The sequence below is a fragment of the Bacillus cereus group sp. MG9 genome, assembly GCF_040459995.1.
GTDB lineage: Bacteria > Bacillota > Bacilli > Bacillales > Bacillaceae_G > Bacillus_A > Bacillus_A mycoides.
In genome coordinates, this window is the sequence record NZ_JARVHC010000001.1 from 1,674,578 (window position 1) to 1,690,738 (window position 16,161).

Here is a 16,161-nt window from a genome sequence, read left to right on the forward strand (position 1 = left end):
TCATATAAATGAATACGTCACCAATTATAGATATTTTCCAAACCTTTTTTTATAAAGGGGTTATGATTTTAATGCCGATTGCCGTTGTAAGTATGATTGTCGTTATTATTATCGCCGTTATTATGGCGATGATGCAAATTCAAGAGCAAACGCTGACGTTTTTACCGAAAATGGCGAGTATTGTGCTCGTTATTATCATTTTAGGTCCGTGGATGTTTCAAGAGTTAACGATGCTTATTTTAGATTTATTTGATAAAATCCCATCGCTATTGCGTTCGTACTAAGATAGGTGAACTGAAATGAATATGGAATTATGGGCGGCGACGTTTTTTGCGTTTTGTCGCATTACTTCATTTTTATATTTTCTACCGTTTTTCTCAGGCCGATCAATTCCGGCGATGGCAAAGGTTACATTTGGACTCGCTCTTTCGATTACAGTGGCAGATCAAGTGGATGTCTCTCACATAAAGACAGTTTGGGATGTAGCAGCTTATGCAGGAACGCAAATTGTAATTGGGTTATCACTTTCAAAAATTGTAGAGATGCTGTGGAACATTCCGAAAATGGCAGGGCATATTTTAGACTTTGATATCGGTTTATCACAGGCGAGTTTATTTGATGTAAATGCAGGGTCACAGTCCACTTTGCTATCAACAATTTTTGATATATTTTTTCTTATTATTTTTATTTCACTGGGCGGCATTAACTATTTCGTTGCCACGATTTTAAAGTCGTTTCAATATACAGAGGCGATTTCAAAATTGTTGACGACTAGTTTTTTAGATAGTCTACTTGCAACGTTATTATTTGCAATTACATCAGCGGTTGAAATTGCTTTGCCACTTATGGGCAGTCTATTCATTATTAATTTCGTCCTTATTTTAATCGCAAAAAATGCACCGCAATTAAACGTTTTTATGAATGCGTACGTAATTAAAATAACGTGTGGTATTTTGTTTATTGCGATGAGTGTACCGATGCTCGGTTATGTGTTTAAAAATATGACAGACGTATTACTGGAAGAGTATACGAAACTATTTAACTTTTTCTTAACGAAGTAGGGGGACGCGCATGGCAAAGGATAATAAAACAGAAAAGGCCACCCCGCAGAAGCGTAAAAAATCGCGTGAAGAAGGGAATATCGCCCGGAGTAAAGATTTAAATAATTTATTTTCCATTCTTGTATTAGCAGTTGTCGTTTACTTTTTCGGAGATTGGCTCGGTTATGAGATCGCACATTCCGTAGCGGTACTGTTTGATCAAATTGGAAAAAATACAGATTCGACCGAGTATTTTTATTTAATGGGCATATTACTTCTGAAAGTATCGGCTCCTATATTAATACTTGTATATGCTTTTCATTTGTTCAATTATATGATTCAAGTTGGTTTCTTATTTTCTTCTAAAGTACTTAAGCCGAAAGCATCACGTATTAATCCGAAAAACTATTTTACGAGATTGTTTAGTCGTAAAAGTTTAGTAGATATTTTGAAATCACTGTTTTATATGGGATTAATCGGTTACGTTTCGTACGTTCTCTTTAAAAAGAATTTAGAGAAGATTGTTAGTATGATTGGATTTAACTGGACAGCGTCACTTACTGAAATTATTAGCCAAATTAAATTTATCTTTTTAGCCATTTTAATTATTTTAATCGTTCTTTCTATTATTGATTTCATTTATCAAAAATGGGAGTACGAACAAGATATTAAGATGAAAAAAGAAGAAGTGAAACAAGAGCATAAAGATAATGAAGGGGACCCACAAGTAAAGGGGAAACGAAAAAATTTTATGCATGCCATCTTGCAAGGGACAATTGCGAAGAAGATGGATGGTGCAACGTTTATTGTGAATAATCCGACGCACATTTCGGTTGTGCTTCGTTACAATAAACAAGTTGATGCGGCGCCAATTGTCGTTGCAAAAGGGGAAGATGAGCTCGCATTATATATACGAACGCTTGCCCGTGAACAAGAAATACCAATGGTAGAGAACCGTCCGCTCGCTCGTTCTTTATATTATCAAGTCGAGGAAGATGAGACGATTCCAGAAGATTTATATGTAGCTGTAATTGAAGTTATGCGCTATTTAATTCAAACGAAAGAACTTGAAGTATAATAGCGCGTTTGGAGGGGATCTCTTTGTTTAAGATGGATTCTGCAAGAACCTATTTTTCTATCTTTTTAGCAGCGTCATTCGTTGTGGCGCTCTTAATTCCACTTCCACCATTTATACTTGATATCGTTATCGTTTTTCTACTAAGTATGTCAGTGCTTATTTATATGCGAGCTACAAGTATTAACGAGTGGGATGAATTAAAGTCATTTCCGACGATGTTGTTATTAATCGGGATTTTCCGCGTATCGATTAACGTTTCGACGACGCGAGCGATTTTAACAGACGGAAATGCGGGTCATGTTATTGAAGAGTTCGGTCAGTTCGTAATTGGCGGGAACTTATTAATTGGTATCGTTATTTTTATAGTATTAATCATATTCCAGTTTATCGTTGCAAACGGTGCGTCTCGTACAGCTGAAGTAGCAGCTCGTTTTACACTTGATTCTTTACCAGGGAAACAAATGTCTATCGATGCTGACTTGAATCAGCGTCTTATTACAGAAAAAGATGCACAGGCAAAACGAAAAAAATTAAATATGGAAACAGAGTTTTACGGAGCGATGGATGGTGCCGGAAAGTTCATTAAAGGGGACGTTATTTTCGGGATTGTCATTTTATTCGTAAACATTATTTTCGGTTTAATTGTCGGTATGATGCAGCAAGGAATGAGCTTTGCAGATGCGGCTATTCACTATACACAGTTAACTGTCGGTGACGGAATTGTAAACCAAATCGGTTCGTTAATGCTTGCGATTTCAACAGGTATTATCGTAACGCGAGTATTTGACGGTTCATCTGATACAGTAACTGAAGGAATCTTTAAAGAGTTATTAGCGCATGAAGTTGTTGTATATGCACTCGGTGGTTTATTTATCGCAATGGGTGTTTTTACACCGTTACCATTTCTACCCTTTGCTCTCGTTGGAGGCACGATTGTTTTCTTAGGAGTTCGTAATAAAAAGCGAATAAAGAAAGAAAAAGAAGACGAGCTTCAAAAAGAATTAGAAATGATTCAAGGCGATGAAGAGCAACTACAACAAGTGGAAGATTCATTCGGCGTCTTTACGGATAAATATCCAATTATTGTAGAGCTCGGTTTAGATTTAGCGGCACTTGTAAAGCAGAAGATTAACGGGGAAACAGCTCGTGATAAAGTTGTTCTTATGAGGAAGTCGATTATTACTGACCTTGGTATTAACGTTCCTGGAATTAACTTTAAAGATAATACGAGCTTTAGACCACGCGGACGTTACATTATTCGTATTAAAGGTGCGAAGGCGGCTGAAGGTGTTTTAAAATCAGGTTATTTATTAGCACTGAAAACACCGAATGTAATGGCTGATTTAGATGCAGAGCCGGCGAAAGATCCAATTTTTGGTGAAGATGGATATTGGATTTTGGAGCATATGGTACAAGATGCACAAATGAAAGGCTATCAAGTGTTAGAGCCGCTCAGCATATTAATTACGCATTTAGATGTTGTCGTTAGACGTAATCTTCATGAGTTAATTCAGCGTCAACATGTGAAAGACTTGATTAACTCGCTTGAAACTGATAATGGCGTTTTATTAGAAGAAATTAAGAAGAAAGAAATCGATTTATCACTCGTGCAAAATGTTATTAAACAACTTCTGAAAGAAGGAATTTCAATTCGTGATTTACCAACAATTATTGAAGGTATTATTGACGGGAAAGAAATTTATCAAAACCATGTTGATGGTGTCACTGCATTTGTTCGTGAATGTATTTCAAAAGTTATTTGTGAGAGTGCGAAAAATCCTGATGGAAAAATTTATGCAGCGCTTTTCGCTGATTCAATCGAGTTAGATGCGGATGTTGTTAATAATTCATACCAAGGTTATTTATTAAACTGGGATTTAGATTTAGAAACGCGAGTAGTAGAGCAAGTACAGCGCGTTTTCAAACAAGCTCGTTTAATGGGAAGAGAGCCAGTATTATTAACACGCAGAAAAGATTTCAGGTTTGCGATTGTGAGACTTCTTGAACGTTATCAAATAGAAGCTAAAGTATTATGTATTAGTGAATTAGCACCAGAAATTGTTGTAGATCAAATTGCTTATATTGAATAGTAGGGGGTGAAGTAATGGAAAGTACAGAAAAAAAAGAAGCGTTAATGCGAATAAAAGCAGCTTCGAAAAATGAATTGTATCGAAAGTTATTTGACCAATATGGTACAGATTATTACTACGTTGTCGATGAAAGTGTAAAACGAAACATCCCGTTTTTTTGGAAGAAGAATTATGAAATGTTAGTCGCTTTTCCTGAAGATAAACAGGAAGAAAGTAACGAAGGCGTAACTCAATTTCATGAACAATTAATGGATGTTGTAAATGAACCTTCAGAAGAAATTGTGAAGGCAAATGGAATTCAATCGGTACTGCAAAATTTAGAAAACGTAACGACTTCTATGCCGTACGCAGCGATGCAAACAGGAAATAGTGAAGAATGGGCAAGAAAAAAAGAGAAACTATTACAACTGTTTGAAAAAGGAATTGTCGTTGTGAAACATACGGAGGCGACGAAAGTAACGAAAAAACAGCCTACTGTGAAACAAGCTGTTCCTGTAAAGAAAGAAGAAGTAGTTGTTAAAAAAGAAAAGCAGGAATCTGTGCCATTTATTATTCAAAAAGTAATTCGGATGTTAGAACAAAACGATGTGGAACAATATTTCATTCATGCATATGCTGAAAAATTAAAAGTGAAGTTTGAGAATGCAACGATGATTACAGAAGAGGAAGTCATCGGATACATATTGGAAGATATGAGATCTCATTTCAATACTGAAAACGTATTTGAAAAAGAAGTACAAACGATTGCATTAATAGGTCCAACTGGTGTTGGAAAAACGACGACACTTGCGAAAATGGCATGGCAGTTTCATGCTAAGAGAAAAACAGTTGGTTTTATTACGACGGACCACTCTCGCATTGGAACAGTACAGCAATTACAAGATTACGTAAAAACAATTGGGTCAGAAGTAATAGCTGTGCGAGATGAAGCAGCTATGACAAGGGCACTCACTTATTTTAAAGAAGAAGCACGCGTCGATTATATATTAATAGATACAGCAGGGAAGAATTATCGTACGTCAGAAACGGTTGAAGAAATGATTGAAACGATGGGACAAGTAGAGCCAGACTATATTTGTTTAACGTTATCAGCTTCTATGAAAAGTAAAGACATGATTGAAATCATTACGAACTTTAAAGATATTCATATTGATGGTATCGTGTTTACGAAATTTGATGAAACAGCGAGTAGTGGTGAATTGTTGAAAATTCCAGCTGTATCATCAGCTCCAATTGTATTAATGACAGATGGACAAGACGTGAAGCAACATATACATATCGCTACAGCTGAACATTTAGCAAAACAAATGTTACAAACATCGTAAGAAAAGAGGTGAAGAATAAGGCACTTGCCTTATTCAAACGAGTATGAACGGTCTTTATATAGGTTCTATGGGTATGATGAATTACATGCAGCATATTAATGTTCATTCGAATAACGTCGCAAATGCCCAAACGACAGGATTTAAAGCAGAAAACATGACGTCTAAAGTATTTGATGTGCAAGACACATATCGCCGCGGAGACGGATCGGCGACAAATATTGGCTCGGTCGATTACGCTGTCGTACCAGCTGCGACGCATGTGAACTTAGTACAAGGAAATGTACAAATGACAAATAGTGCTACAGATTTCTTTTTAGACGACGGTGCGGCTGGCACATCATCATTTTTCGTTACATCTAAAAATGATGAAACATTTTTAACGAGAGATGGTAGCTTTACATTAAATAGTGATCGTTATTTACAAACAGCATCTGGTGCTTTCGTAATGGGTGAGAATAATGAACGTATTCGTATTCCAGAAGGAGCAAAGGTAGCTGTACAAGCAGACGGTACATTATACGATGAAGTAACACAAAATAATATTGGCCGCTTGCAAACGAAAACAGTAGATGCAGAAACGAATGCTCGCCTCGTGCAACGAGAAAATAAAAGTTTTACACTAGCAGAAGGTAACCTCGCTGATTTACCGAATGGAACAGGGATTGTGAAAAATCATATGCTAGAAAATTCAAATGTAGATATGACGAAAGAGATGGCAGATCTTATGTCGAGTCAAAAAATGATTCAAGCATCGCAACGTATTATGACTTCATTTGATAAAATTTATGAAAAAGAAGCAAATGAAATATTGAGATAAAGGACTCCCATTAGCGGGAGTCTTTTTTTTATCGGGCAAAAGTCCGATGGGGGAACCCCCCTCTGATTAAAGTTTCATTTTATTGTTGCTTTTATTATAGTTACATCATAAAATGATAATGATTATCAATATCATTTTAATCATTTCATGTGTTATAAAAAATACAAGATGTGATGGTCGCATCACTTGTTTAACTAGGTGAATTAAAAATAAGGGGAAGGTGTGTACATATGTCTACAAAAAAACAGCTTTGCATTGGACTATGTTTGATTTCTAGAAAGAAAGAACAAGAGAATGAGTTTGATTCGGGAATTGATGAGCAAGTAGAGTTAGCGAAGCAAGCAGAAAAATCGAAGTTAGATTTTGTTTTTAAAGCGGATTATTTAGTGGCACATCCAGATTTAATTGCACGTAATAAGGGGAATGTAATTTTAGATCCAACATTACTTTTTACTGCAATTGCTTATGCAACAGAAAAAATTGGAGTGGTTACGACAGCTTCAACATCGTTTTATCCACCATATATACTAGCGAGGCAATTACAATCTTTACACTGGATTAGTAACGGCCGAGTAGGTTGGAATATTGTCACATCCATTGACGGTGCTGAAAACTTTGGTGAGACAGGGATGCCACCATCTGAGGAACGATACGCGAAAGCGGCAGAATGTACAGAGTTAGTAAGAAAACTTTGGAGGAGCCATCCTTATGAAGTTTTAAAAGAAGCTAACACAGATGTAATTAGAGAGATGGTAAAGCCAATTGAGCATCGTGGTGAGCATTTTGAGGTGAAAGGTCCACTTAATATCCCACAACATATTTCTGGGGAAATGCCTTTATTTCAAGCCGGTGCTTCAGAGTCAGGCCGGAATTTCGCTGCTTCTGTTGCGGATGCAATTTTCGCCGCAATGCCAGATGTAGAATCAGGAATCGAACTTCGTCAAGATTTAAGAAGAAGGGCAGAAAAGCATGGCCGAAAGCAAGATGATATACGTGTATTGCCAGGTTTATATTTCTTTATTGGTGATTCATATGAAGAAGCACTAGAAATGCACAGGCAAGCTCATCAACACCTTACAAAAGAGAAGAGGTACGCTTTACTCGAAATGGTTCTTGGATTAGACGTTAGAGGGCTTCCATTAGAAAGTAAGGTTACTGAACATATGCTACCAAGTAGAAATCAAACTGTACGCAGTAAAACACATGCCGAATTATTACGGAATTTCATCATAAAAAATGAACCAACTGTTGAGCAAATACTAGAACGACCAGAAGTTGTTGGTTCTGCTCATTGGGTCGCTATTGGCACACCACAAGATATTTGTAAGCAAATTATGGAAAGATTTGAAGCAGGGGCACTAGATGGATTTATTGCAATTCCAGGCGGTCCTCCAAAATCATTGGATTTATTCTTTAGTGAAGTCATTCCTTTATTCGTGAGAGCAGGTGTATTTAGAGAAGAGTATACAGGTTCAACCTTACGTGAGCATTTGGAGGGTAATATATCAAATGCTCTACAGCTGAAATAATTCATTATGCACAAAAAGCCTTTCAAAAGAAGGCTTTTTATTTCGAATAAAAATTCGGAATTATCAGTTGACTTGTAGAGGCTTCTTTTTTATATTAGTAGGTATAGCAATAACTACTAATGGAAAGTGAAATCGTAGTTTTGAAATTAGAGCTATATAAATTGTGAGGGGTTACCGATGGATGAAATAATAAAGGAGTTACAAAAGTTAGGTTTTTCCCAGTACGAATGTAAAGCGTATATTGGACTATTAAAACATTATCCAGTAACAGGTTATGAAGTGAGTAAACAAACAGGCGTACCCCGTTCAATGATTTATGAAGTACTTGGCAAGTTGATGGATAAAGGAGCGGTGCATATCGTTCCTTCTGAACCAGTGAAATATGTACCAGTGCCAGCTACGGAATTAATGGATCGAATGCGAAAAGATTTTGAAAAGTCCTTTGAATTTTTAGACCGAAAATTAAATTGTTTAGAACAAGAGCGACAAATTGATGTAATTTCGCATATTCGCTCAAATGATCGTGTTTTGAAAGAAATATGCAATATAATTAATAGAGCAAAAGAAGAGTTATGGATTTCTGTATGGGAAGATCAAGTGCAAGAGATTGAGCCATTCATTCATCAAAAGGAAGCGGAAGGCGTACATATTTTTTCAATTTTATTTGGTGCTCCAGAAACAAAAATAGGAGCGACATTTCACCATAATTATATGACACCTCACGTCGTTGAAAAGAGAATGGGTGGTCATTTAACTGTTATCGCGCGTGATGGGGAAGAAGTATTAATTGCTAATTTTTCAAATGATAGCACTTCATGGGCTGTTACAACGTACGATCCAGCTTTAGTTCTCGTCGCTACAGAATATGTTCGGCACGACATTATGGTGGAGGAGATTACGAAGGAGTTTGGAGCTGATAAATTAGATACATTATGGCGTGAAAACATAGATTTAGTTCATGTCGTAACAGGAAAACGTACTATGGAAGAAATGGGGGGAGATAATGGTGAATAAAGCTCAAGCACATATGACACTGCAGAGCGATGATTCATTTCAGCAAGGTGTAAAGGATTGTTTACCAACTGTATTTGGATATTTGAGCATCGGTATAGCGGCTGGTGTTATTGCGAAAACAGCAGGTTTCTCGATCATAGAAATTGCTTTTATGTCCACATTAATTTACGCAGGTTCTGCTCAGTTTATATTAGCGGGTATGTATGCAGCGGGTGCCCCAGCCTCGGCAATTATTTTTACTGTGTTCTTTGTTAATTTACGTCACTTATTAATGAGTGCTGCACTCGCACCTTACTTCACCAAGATACCTCTTTTTAAAAATTTAATAATTGGTTCGCAAATTACAGATGAAACTTTCAGCGTTGCAGTGCAACAAGCAGCACAAAAAGGCCATTTAGGCGAGAAATGGATGATGGGACTTAATGTAACAGCATATTTAAATTGGATTTTAGCTACAGTTCTCGGAGGGCTTTTTGGAGAGTGGATACCAGATCCTCATACGTACGGGATGGATTATGCCTTGCCAGCAATGTTTATTGGATTATTTGTTCTCCAGCTTATAAGTAGTAAACCGAAACTAGCAATTCATCTTACTGTTGCGATTGTAGCTATTGTTATTGCATATGTTTCACACTTGTTTATGCCAGATAGCATAGCAGTTATTATCGCAACACTTTTAGCTGCGACAATCGGGGTGGTGATTGAAAAATGGAAGTAAGAGTGGACGTATTATTACTTTTACTAGCAGCCGGAGCTGTCACACTAATGCCGCGTATTTTACCTCTTCTCGTATTTAGTAAACTACAAATTCCAGACTGGGGTTTAAAATGGTTAAATTACATACCAATTGCGATATTAGCAGCACTTTTAGCACAAGTATTATTTATGCATGAGACAGTGCAGTGGGATTATATCATTGCGGCAATTCCTACATTTTTCGTAGCGATATATACTCGTAGTTTATTAGGAACAGTATTAACAGGAGTCATTGTAATTATTTTGTTACGTTTATTTTTCTAAAAAGGATTCAGCTCATATAATAGCGAAAGGTGTAATAACATGAAATATATAGGGGTGGTGTTATGATACTTTTAACGATAGGCGCTATTTTATTAACGGTATTCATTTTCTTTATTATCGGTTTTATTACGTTTATGATGGTGGTCGATAAGGCGACACCACAAATTTACTACACACCTTGTGAATCAGGAACAGTGAAATCTAAAGGTAAACATAGAAGGAAGAAAAGTTGAATGTTGGCTTTTCTTCCTTCTGTTTTTACATTCCCGAAAGAACTAACAACAATAATCCAAATAGAAAACTAATAAAAGAAAGAAAACCGATAGATATGGAAAAAACACGATTGTTTTTCCATTCGCGTGTGAAAACGATTAAACCTAAAACGCAAAGGAAAAACCAAATGGGTAGGAATATAAATCGACTAACTTTCTCAGGCAGTAATGAATAAAAATTTGTTAAATATAATATCCAATTCGTAAAAAATAGAGCACATACGATGAATGATTGTAAGTATGGTCGGTTTAGAAAAGTTCCTTTTTTAACCGTCATAAAAATGAGAGCTAATGCTGAAATGAAAGGAATTATTATGAATATGAGTAATAGTAATGTTAGTGGCATATGAAACTCCTTTACAATATAGTTTTCATAAGAAACGAATCTATTATTTTGTATACTTGCGTTGTAGATTGTTCGTTATATGTTACTGCGGATGGATTTAAAAATCCATGTTCGCCATGTAGTTGTTTTATTTCTAATAGAGGATTCCTTTGTTGCTGCAATGCTTTCATTAAAGAGGATACTGAAAAACTAGCTTCTTGTTCAGGGAAAATAAGTAATGTAGCACATGTAGGTTTAATGTGAACATAGTCACGTATACGGGAACCGTAACATCCAATGATAAAATCTATTGTTGGATTGTTACTACAGAGCCAAGCGATGGTAGCCCCAACACTAAAGCCGATAAGTCCTATATGCGTGTAATCATTTGAAAGGGTAGAAATTACCTCATTAATTTGTTCTTTCCCATAATCAAATCCAATATGATTCATAAAATATTGATATGCTTTTTCTTCATCACTATAATGAAATGAATTTTGTAGTTGTAAAAGGTTAGGACAGAATACATCTATATGAGATGTATTGAAGTGGTCAATAACACGATGCATATGATCGTTCACACCGTATATTTCATGAATAGCAACGAGAGCCAATTTTTTCTTCATAAGTTACAAGGTATCTCTATGAAACTTATATTCTTTCTCAACAAGGCAGATACGCAGGTGGAAGTTTTCATACCATTGCTCACGGCCTCTTTTTTTCGCTTCTTTATGTAAGGCGTTCTGTTTCCAATTTTCAATTGCCGCAAGTGATTCCCAATAAGAAATTGTGATTCCGAGTCCCGAATGATCTCGTGCACTTTCTATACCTAGAAATCCAGGTTGCTGTTTCGCAAGTTCCTCCATTTTTTCGGAAACGGTACTATAGTCTGTTGTATCATTTGATAGATTTGAAGTGAATATAACTGCATAATAGGGCTTGTTTTTTTCTAAATCATATTTCATTATTTTCCCCCCTTAATGTATAGTGCGAATAATTAATTCATAGTTTGTATTTTAGCAGGTTAAAAAAAGAAGTAGAAGATTCTTATTTTTTTTAGGTGTTGTAAAACAGAGGATAGAAGGGATTTATATTAAGTAATCTAAAGTAAGAAAAACGCCACTTCAAAAAAAAGAAGTGGCATTTTTTATATTTCCTCTAAGCTATTAACTGGAACAGTTAATTCGCGTTTTGGATTTGTTACTTCATATATGCGGGCGGTTTCGTTGCTTTCATCGACGTGTTGAATCATAACAGGCATGCCTTGGAAACTGACATTGGCTTCTTCAGATGACTCGGAAAGCTCTTTTGCGCGTTGTATATTCATTTATATTCCTCCCATCATTATTATCTTTGCAAAAAAGGAGGAATAATATACCATTTCGAGACGTTTTTAAAGTTTTTGTATTATTTGTAATGTTTCTTTAATAAAAGAAGAAAAGATGGAATCAGGATAGTCATCTATCGCTTGAACTGCTTCTTTTGCTTCTTTCAGAGCAGATTTTTTATCTTGAAGTTCTATATAGCAAAGAGCACGATAAGATCCAGCTGTTAATAACCACGATTGATCAAGTGGATGACTCATATAATCCGGTATGATAGCACGCTCTAATACTTCTAAAGCTTCCTCGTAACGTTTTAAACCATACAAATATTTTCCTTTTTCAAGATAATACAATCCATCGTCTTGAAAAATTGGTTCATCTTTTAGTTTTTCTCGAAATTGTTCTAAATGTTCTAATGCGATTGTATATTCATTCGTAATTGTATTGTAGTAATAAGCTTTTAATATATCTATATTTGCAGCGGATAAAGTATCTTCTGTAAAAATGGCAAATTGCTCAGATTTTTTTATGTAATATAAATATCTTTCTTTATCCGCCGTAATGATTTTTTGATAAGATAAAATACGATAAAAATCATCTGTTTTATAATACACTTGATGTTTTTTGGAAAAGGCAAGTGCATCTAAGATGACTCTTTCACATTTTTCATAATTGCCATATGCGAGTAAAATAATTGCTTCTTTTAAGTATAACTGTATATGTGTAATAAGATCCATTTCTAAATTCTTCGTTTTATATTCATCACGAATAATGGTAATCATCTGTAAACATTCTTTATATTTTTTACGTTTGAAGAGCATATAGTAAAACAGTAGTTTCGTTTCAGTGCTTTCTCGATATAAAGTATATTTTTCAAATATAGAAATAGCGGTTTCGACGTAATATTCAATATTATAATCGTTCATAATAGCTGCCCCAGTTATGAACTGTTTATATACACGAGCGGTATTTAAAGTAGAAGGTAGCTCTTTTTGAACGATAGGTAGTAAAGTCTCATATACTTCATCACATTTATTTGCCTTTATTAGTTGTTCCATTTGTTGAATGATTTCTACAATTTCTACATCATCTTCTTCTAGTAAAAAACTCGTTTCGCATCCAAGTTTTTCAGCGATGTATTGTAATGTTTTCATGGAAGGTGTAGCTTTTCCATTTTCAATTTGACTTAACATACTTTTTGTCAGTTCTGAACCTGCTAATTCAGTTTGAGTAAGCTTTTTTTCTTTTCGTAACGTTTTAATTTTCTCGCCGAGAGTAGCCATCATATGCTCCTTTATAATCAAAAAGTTAAATATAATTAAACTTTTCGTTGTGAAAATTGGAAAGTTGTATATATAATAAGTTTAACACAATTTAACTTTTAAAGGGAGAGTGTCATAATGGGGGATGTAAGTATAGGTCAAAATGATTGGAAAATGAAGATTGCAACGAGAAATATTATTTTAATGATGATTGGAAAAATGACGTCCTTGTTAGGGGCGGGTATTTATACGTTTGCAATGGGATTATACGTATTAAAGACAACTGGTTCAGGAATGGGGTTTGCAACTACTCTTATTTGCGGATCAATACCAAGAATGATCTGTGGCCCAATTGCAGGTGCTGTAGCTGACCGTGTGAACCGAAGATGGCTTGTAATTGGCACTGATTTATTAAGTAGCTTAACAATGCTTATCATGTTTATTCTTGCTACTATATTTGGACCATCACTTCTGTTTATTTATGTATCAGCGGCATTATTATCAATTTGTGCAAGTTTTTATTCTGTTTCATTAACTTCGTCTATTCCTAATTTAGTAGATGAGGGGCGTATTCAAAAAGCGAGTGCTTTAAATCAGACGGCATCATCTTTATCGAATATTTTAGCGCCGATTATTGGAGGAGTTGTATTTGGTTTCTTTTCAATCAAAACATTTTTCCTGTTAAATAGTATTACATTCTTTTTAGCAGTTATTGTACAATTATTCATCGTATTTGATTTATATAAAAAAGAATTGGCCGAAAGTAAAGAGCATTTCTTGACGAGTATAAAAGAAGGTTTTTCATATGTGAAACGACAGCATGAAATATATGGTTTAATGAAAATTGCAGTAGGGGTAAACTTTTTTGCGAGTGCACTTTTCGTTTCGCTTCCATATATTATTATTAAAAATTTGCATTTATCCTCGAAGCAACTCGGTGTTGTAGAGGGAATGTTAGCAGTCGGGATGCTAATAGGTGCAATTGTTTTATCAGTACGTAAAGAAGTGAATAATCCGTTTCGCTCTGTTTATATTGGACTGTTTTTATTTGCGGGCTTGAGTTTATGCACAGTCTTTCCGTTGTTAGTTATCATTCCGAAAGTAGCAAGTTTTATTTACTATATCACTTTTATGATTTTAACTGGTATATCAATGATGGTTGTAAATATCCCGATGCAAGTACATATGCAAAAGACGACAGATCCAAACTATTTAGGACGTGTATTCGGTCTACTTGAAACAATTTCTACTGCAATCGCACCGCTTGGAATGATTGTATATGGATTATTATTAGATATGTTACCGACTAGCATTGTTATGATGACATTAGGTGGAGGATTATTGTTAGTTGTATTAGTTGGAGTAAAGCAGCATATGGCGAAAAAACAAGTGGATGTATCGGTTTAAAAGAAAATTTTAACAATATAAAAATGACCATATTAGTATTTTAGTTTTTGAAACTCCTTTTCATGTATGTTACAGTAAAGTGAGCAGGCAAAGAAAAGGAGAAAACATCATGAGAAAATTAAGTTTTGTAATGCTTTTTCTGTTAGTCGTAATGACTGGATGTAGTAATTATGACACGTATATTGAAACAGGTATGCAATCATTGGAAAATGAAAAATATAGTGATGCGATTATGTGGTTTGAAAAAGCGGAAAAAGAGAAATCAGGAAATGAAGCGAAGGCATATAAAGAAGTCGCTCAGTTACTAGATCGCGGTGCGACAGCATTAAAAGACGGTAAGTATTTAGAAACGAAAGATATTGCAAATGAAGTGTTACAAAAGAAAAAAGATGATGCACTTGAAAAAGCTGTGACATCAAATGCAGAGAATATGCTTCAAAAAGCAAAAGATGTGGAAGAGAAAGTAAATGAAAGAGTAGCGAAACGAAAAAAGGTAAATGAAGAAGGAATCGATAAATTAATTAAAGCTGTTGATAGTATAGATGATGTAAAAGAAAAAGAGAAAAAAGTTTCAGAAGCATTAGATAAGGCTGAAGAGGCACAAGCAAAAATTGAGGATAAGAAAAACAAATAGAGTTATAGTTTAAAAGGCTGTCGTGTATAACGACAGCCTTTTAATTTTTTTCTGCAAAAGAAGTAATGCTATGTAGTAAAAAAGAAATTATTTTAGAATTCCATCTGTCCTCATGATGAATGGTATAAATATTACGCTGAAATTCAAAATCAGGGATCGGTATATAGCATAGCTCATTTCGTTGTACTTCTTGCTCAATAGCAAGTTTTGAAATAAAGGCAACCCCATTACCATATTTTAAAATTTGTTTCATCGTTTCTAATGAATCTAGTTCAATTTCTGATTGGAATGTAATGTTATGTGCTAACGTCCATTGTGTAAGTAAATCTCTCGTTGTAGATGGGTTACGATGCAATAATATACGTTCTTTTTCGATATCTTGTAATGATACATTTGTTCTTTTAGAAAGATGATGTTCTTTGGAAAAGGCAAGAACAAGTGTATCAGGCATTACATTCATTTGTTTTAGAAGTGGTTCGTCAAACGGTGCCGCAGAAATTACCCCGAGATCAATTTCATGATTTTGTAGCATCGTTCGAATTTCAGGAGCTGTTTTTACTATGAGTGTTATTTTTATATTTGGAAATTCGCATTGAAATTGGTGAACAACTTCTGGTAAAAGATAAGTCGCGGGTACATAACTAGCACCAATTGTTATAGCGCCTTTATTAAAATCTTTAAACTCTTGTGTGACCCGCCTAGCTTCTTTCATAAGTGCATCTATTTTACAAGCATAATGATGCAATGCCTCACCAGCTTCTGTTAAGAAATACCTTCCGGAACGTAATTCAAATAAAGGCACACCAAGTTCCTCTTCTAAGCTTTTTATATGAAACGTAATAGTAGGTTGTTTAACGCCAAGTTTTTCTGCAACAATAGTAAGCTTTTTGTATTTCTTAATAAGCACTACAATTTCTAATTTTAAGAGATTCATGATAAGTTGGCCCCTTTTTCTTCTAACTATAGAAAAAATCTATAGAAATAAATAGTTTATTAGAGATTTTTTAATTTAATCTTTACAGT

Annotated in this window: 19 protein-coding genes; 13 read left to right on the plus strand and 6 right to left on the minus strand. The window is 34.9% G+C overall.

All coding sequences use genetic code 11. The features are described 5' to 3' along the window. Positions 1-8: 8 nt before the first annotated feature. The 11 genes from QCI77_RS08635 (at position 9) to QCI77_RS08685 (ending at position 10,146) form a co-directional block, all read left to right on the plus strand. Entirely contained in the window at positions 9-284 is a 276-nt protein-coding gene (locus tag QCI77_RS08635; RefSeq protein ID WP_002011993.1) for a flagellar biosynthetic protein FliQ, read from the plus strand. Positions 285-299: 15 nt separating this feature from the next. Next, a complete protein-coding gene (locus QCI77_RS08640; protein WP_001055697.1) occupies positions 300-1,061 on the plus strand; it encodes a flagellar biosynthetic protein FliR in 762 nt (253 codons plus the stop codon). 10 nt (positions 1,062-1,071) lie between these two features. Beyond that, positions 1,072-2,118, plus strand: a complete 1,047-nt coding sequence (gene flhB, locus QCI77_RS08645) for a flagellar type III secretion system protein FlhB (protein WP_002126637.1) — start codon at positions 1,072-1,074, stop codon at positions 2,116-2,118. Between the two features lie 23 nt (positions 2,119-2,141). After that, positions 2,142-4,208 (plus strand): flagellar biosynthesis protein FlhA, encoded by a 2,067-nt coding sequence (flhA, locus tag QCI77_RS08650; protein WP_002189082.1) that lies wholly within the window; start codon positions 2,142-2,144, stop codon positions 4,206-4,208. A gap of 14 nt (positions 4,209-4,222) precedes the next feature. Next, on the plus strand, positions 4,223-5,533 hold the full coding sequence (gene flhF, locus QCI77_RS08655) for a flagellar biosynthesis GTPase FlhF (RefSeq protein ID WP_353824769.1): 1,311 nt from the start codon (positions 4,223-4,225) through the stop codon (positions 5,531-5,533). Positions 5,534-5,576: 43 nt separating this feature from the next. Further along, positions 5,577-6,350 (plus strand): flagellar basal-body rod protein FlgG, encoded by a 774-nt coding sequence (locus tag QCI77_RS08660; RefSeq protein ID WP_098168663.1) that lies wholly within the window; start codon positions 5,577-5,579, stop codon positions 6,348-6,350. Positions 6,351-6,580: 230 nt separating this feature from the next. Continuing rightward, the gene (locus QCI77_RS08665; RefSeq protein WP_353824770.1) at positions 6,581-7,879 is read left to right on the plus strand and encodes an NtaA/DmoA family FMN-dependent monooxygenase; all 1,299 of its coding nucleotides are present in this window, start codon (positions 6,581-6,583) and stop codon (positions 7,877-7,879) included. 177 nt (positions 7,880-8,056) lie between these two features. Then, the gene (locus QCI77_RS08670; RefSeq protein WP_113770033.1) at positions 8,057-8,893 is read left to right on the plus strand and encodes a TrmB family transcriptional regulator; all 837 of its coding nucleotides are present in this window, start codon (positions 8,057-8,059) and stop codon (positions 8,891-8,893) included. Next, positions 8,883-9,611: an AzlC family ABC transporter permease gene (locus tag QCI77_RS08675; RefSeq protein WP_353824771.1), complete on the plus strand. Its 729-nt coding sequence runs from the start codon at positions 8,883-8,885 to the stop codon at positions 9,609-9,611. The genes QCI77_RS08670 and QCI77_RS08675 overlap by 11 nt, the downstream gene beginning before the upstream one ends. Beyond that, on the plus strand, positions 9,602-9,913 hold the full coding sequence (locus QCI77_RS08680) for an AzlD domain-containing protein (protein WP_113770031.1): 312 nt from the start codon (positions 9,602-9,604) through the stop codon (positions 9,911-9,913). Before QCI77_RS08675 ends, QCI77_RS08680 begins: the two co-directional genes overlap by 10 nt. Before the next feature lie 62 nt (positions 9,914-9,975). Beyond that, positions 9,976-10,146: a DUF3951 domain-containing protein gene (locus QCI77_RS08685; protein WP_098776912.1), complete on the plus strand. Its 171-nt coding sequence runs from the start codon at positions 9,976-9,978 to the stop codon at positions 10,144-10,146. A 25-nt stretch (positions 10,147-10,171) separates the two neighbouring features. On the opposite strand, the gene QCI77_RS08690 is transcribed toward QCI77_RS08685, so the two are convergent. The 5 genes from QCI77_RS08690 to QCI77_RS08710 all read right to left on the minus strand — a co-directional run bounded on the left by QCI77_RS08690 (position 10,172) and on the right by QCI77_RS08710 (position 13,118). Beyond that, positions 10,172-10,531 (minus strand): hypothetical protein, encoded by a 360-nt coding sequence (locus tag QCI77_RS08690; protein ID WP_193652661.1) that lies wholly within the window; start codon positions 10,529-10,531, stop codon positions 10,172-10,174. Between the two features lie 11 nt (positions 10,532-10,542). Beyond that, entirely contained in the window at positions 10,543-11,136 is a 594-nt protein-coding gene (locus tag QCI77_RS08695; RefSeq protein WP_353824772.1) for a dienelactone hydrolase family protein, read from the minus strand. Between the two features lie 3 nt (positions 11,137-11,139). Beyond that, entirely contained in the window at positions 11,140-11,475 is a 336-nt protein-coding gene (locus tag QCI77_RS08700) for an antibiotic biosynthesis monooxygenase family protein (RefSeq protein ID WP_353824773.1), read from the minus strand. Positions 11,476-11,657: 182 nt separating this feature from the next. Continuing rightward, a complete protein-coding gene (locus QCI77_RS08705; RefSeq protein ID WP_001025736.1) occupies positions 11,658-11,837 on the minus strand; it encodes an H-type small acid-soluble spore protein in 180 nt (59 codons plus the stop codon). 66 nt (positions 11,838-11,903) lie between these two features. Continuing rightward, on the minus strand, positions 11,904-13,118 hold the full coding sequence (locus QCI77_RS08710; RefSeq protein ID WP_353824774.1) for a helix-turn-helix domain-containing protein: 1,215 nt from the start codon (positions 13,116-13,118) through the stop codon (positions 11,904-11,906). Positions 13,119-13,235: 117 nt separating this feature from the next. Between QCI77_RS08710 and QCI77_RS08715 the strand changes: the two genes are divergently transcribed. Together QCI77_RS08715 and QCI77_RS08720 are read left to right on the plus strand one after the other, a co-directional pair. Continuing rightward, positions 13,236-14,504: an MFS transporter gene (locus QCI77_RS08715; RefSeq protein WP_353824775.1), complete on the plus strand. Its 1,269-nt coding sequence runs from the start codon at positions 13,236-13,238 to the stop codon at positions 14,502-14,504. A gap of 109 nt (positions 14,505-14,613) precedes the next feature. After that, complete coding sequence (locus QCI77_RS08720; RefSeq protein WP_353824776.1) at positions 14,614-15,138, plus strand: outer membrane protein assembly factor BamD; 525 nt, start codon at positions 14,614-14,616, stop codon at positions 15,136-15,138. A gap of 40 nt (positions 15,139-15,178) precedes the next feature. Here the strand turns inward: QCI77_RS08720 and QCI77_RS08725 are convergent, their stop codons facing one another. Further along, complete coding sequence (locus QCI77_RS08725; protein WP_002126660.1) at positions 15,179-16,072, minus strand: LysR family transcriptional regulator; 894 nt, start codon at positions 16,070-16,072, stop codon at positions 15,179-15,181. Positions 16,073-16,161 lie beyond the last annotated feature (89 nt).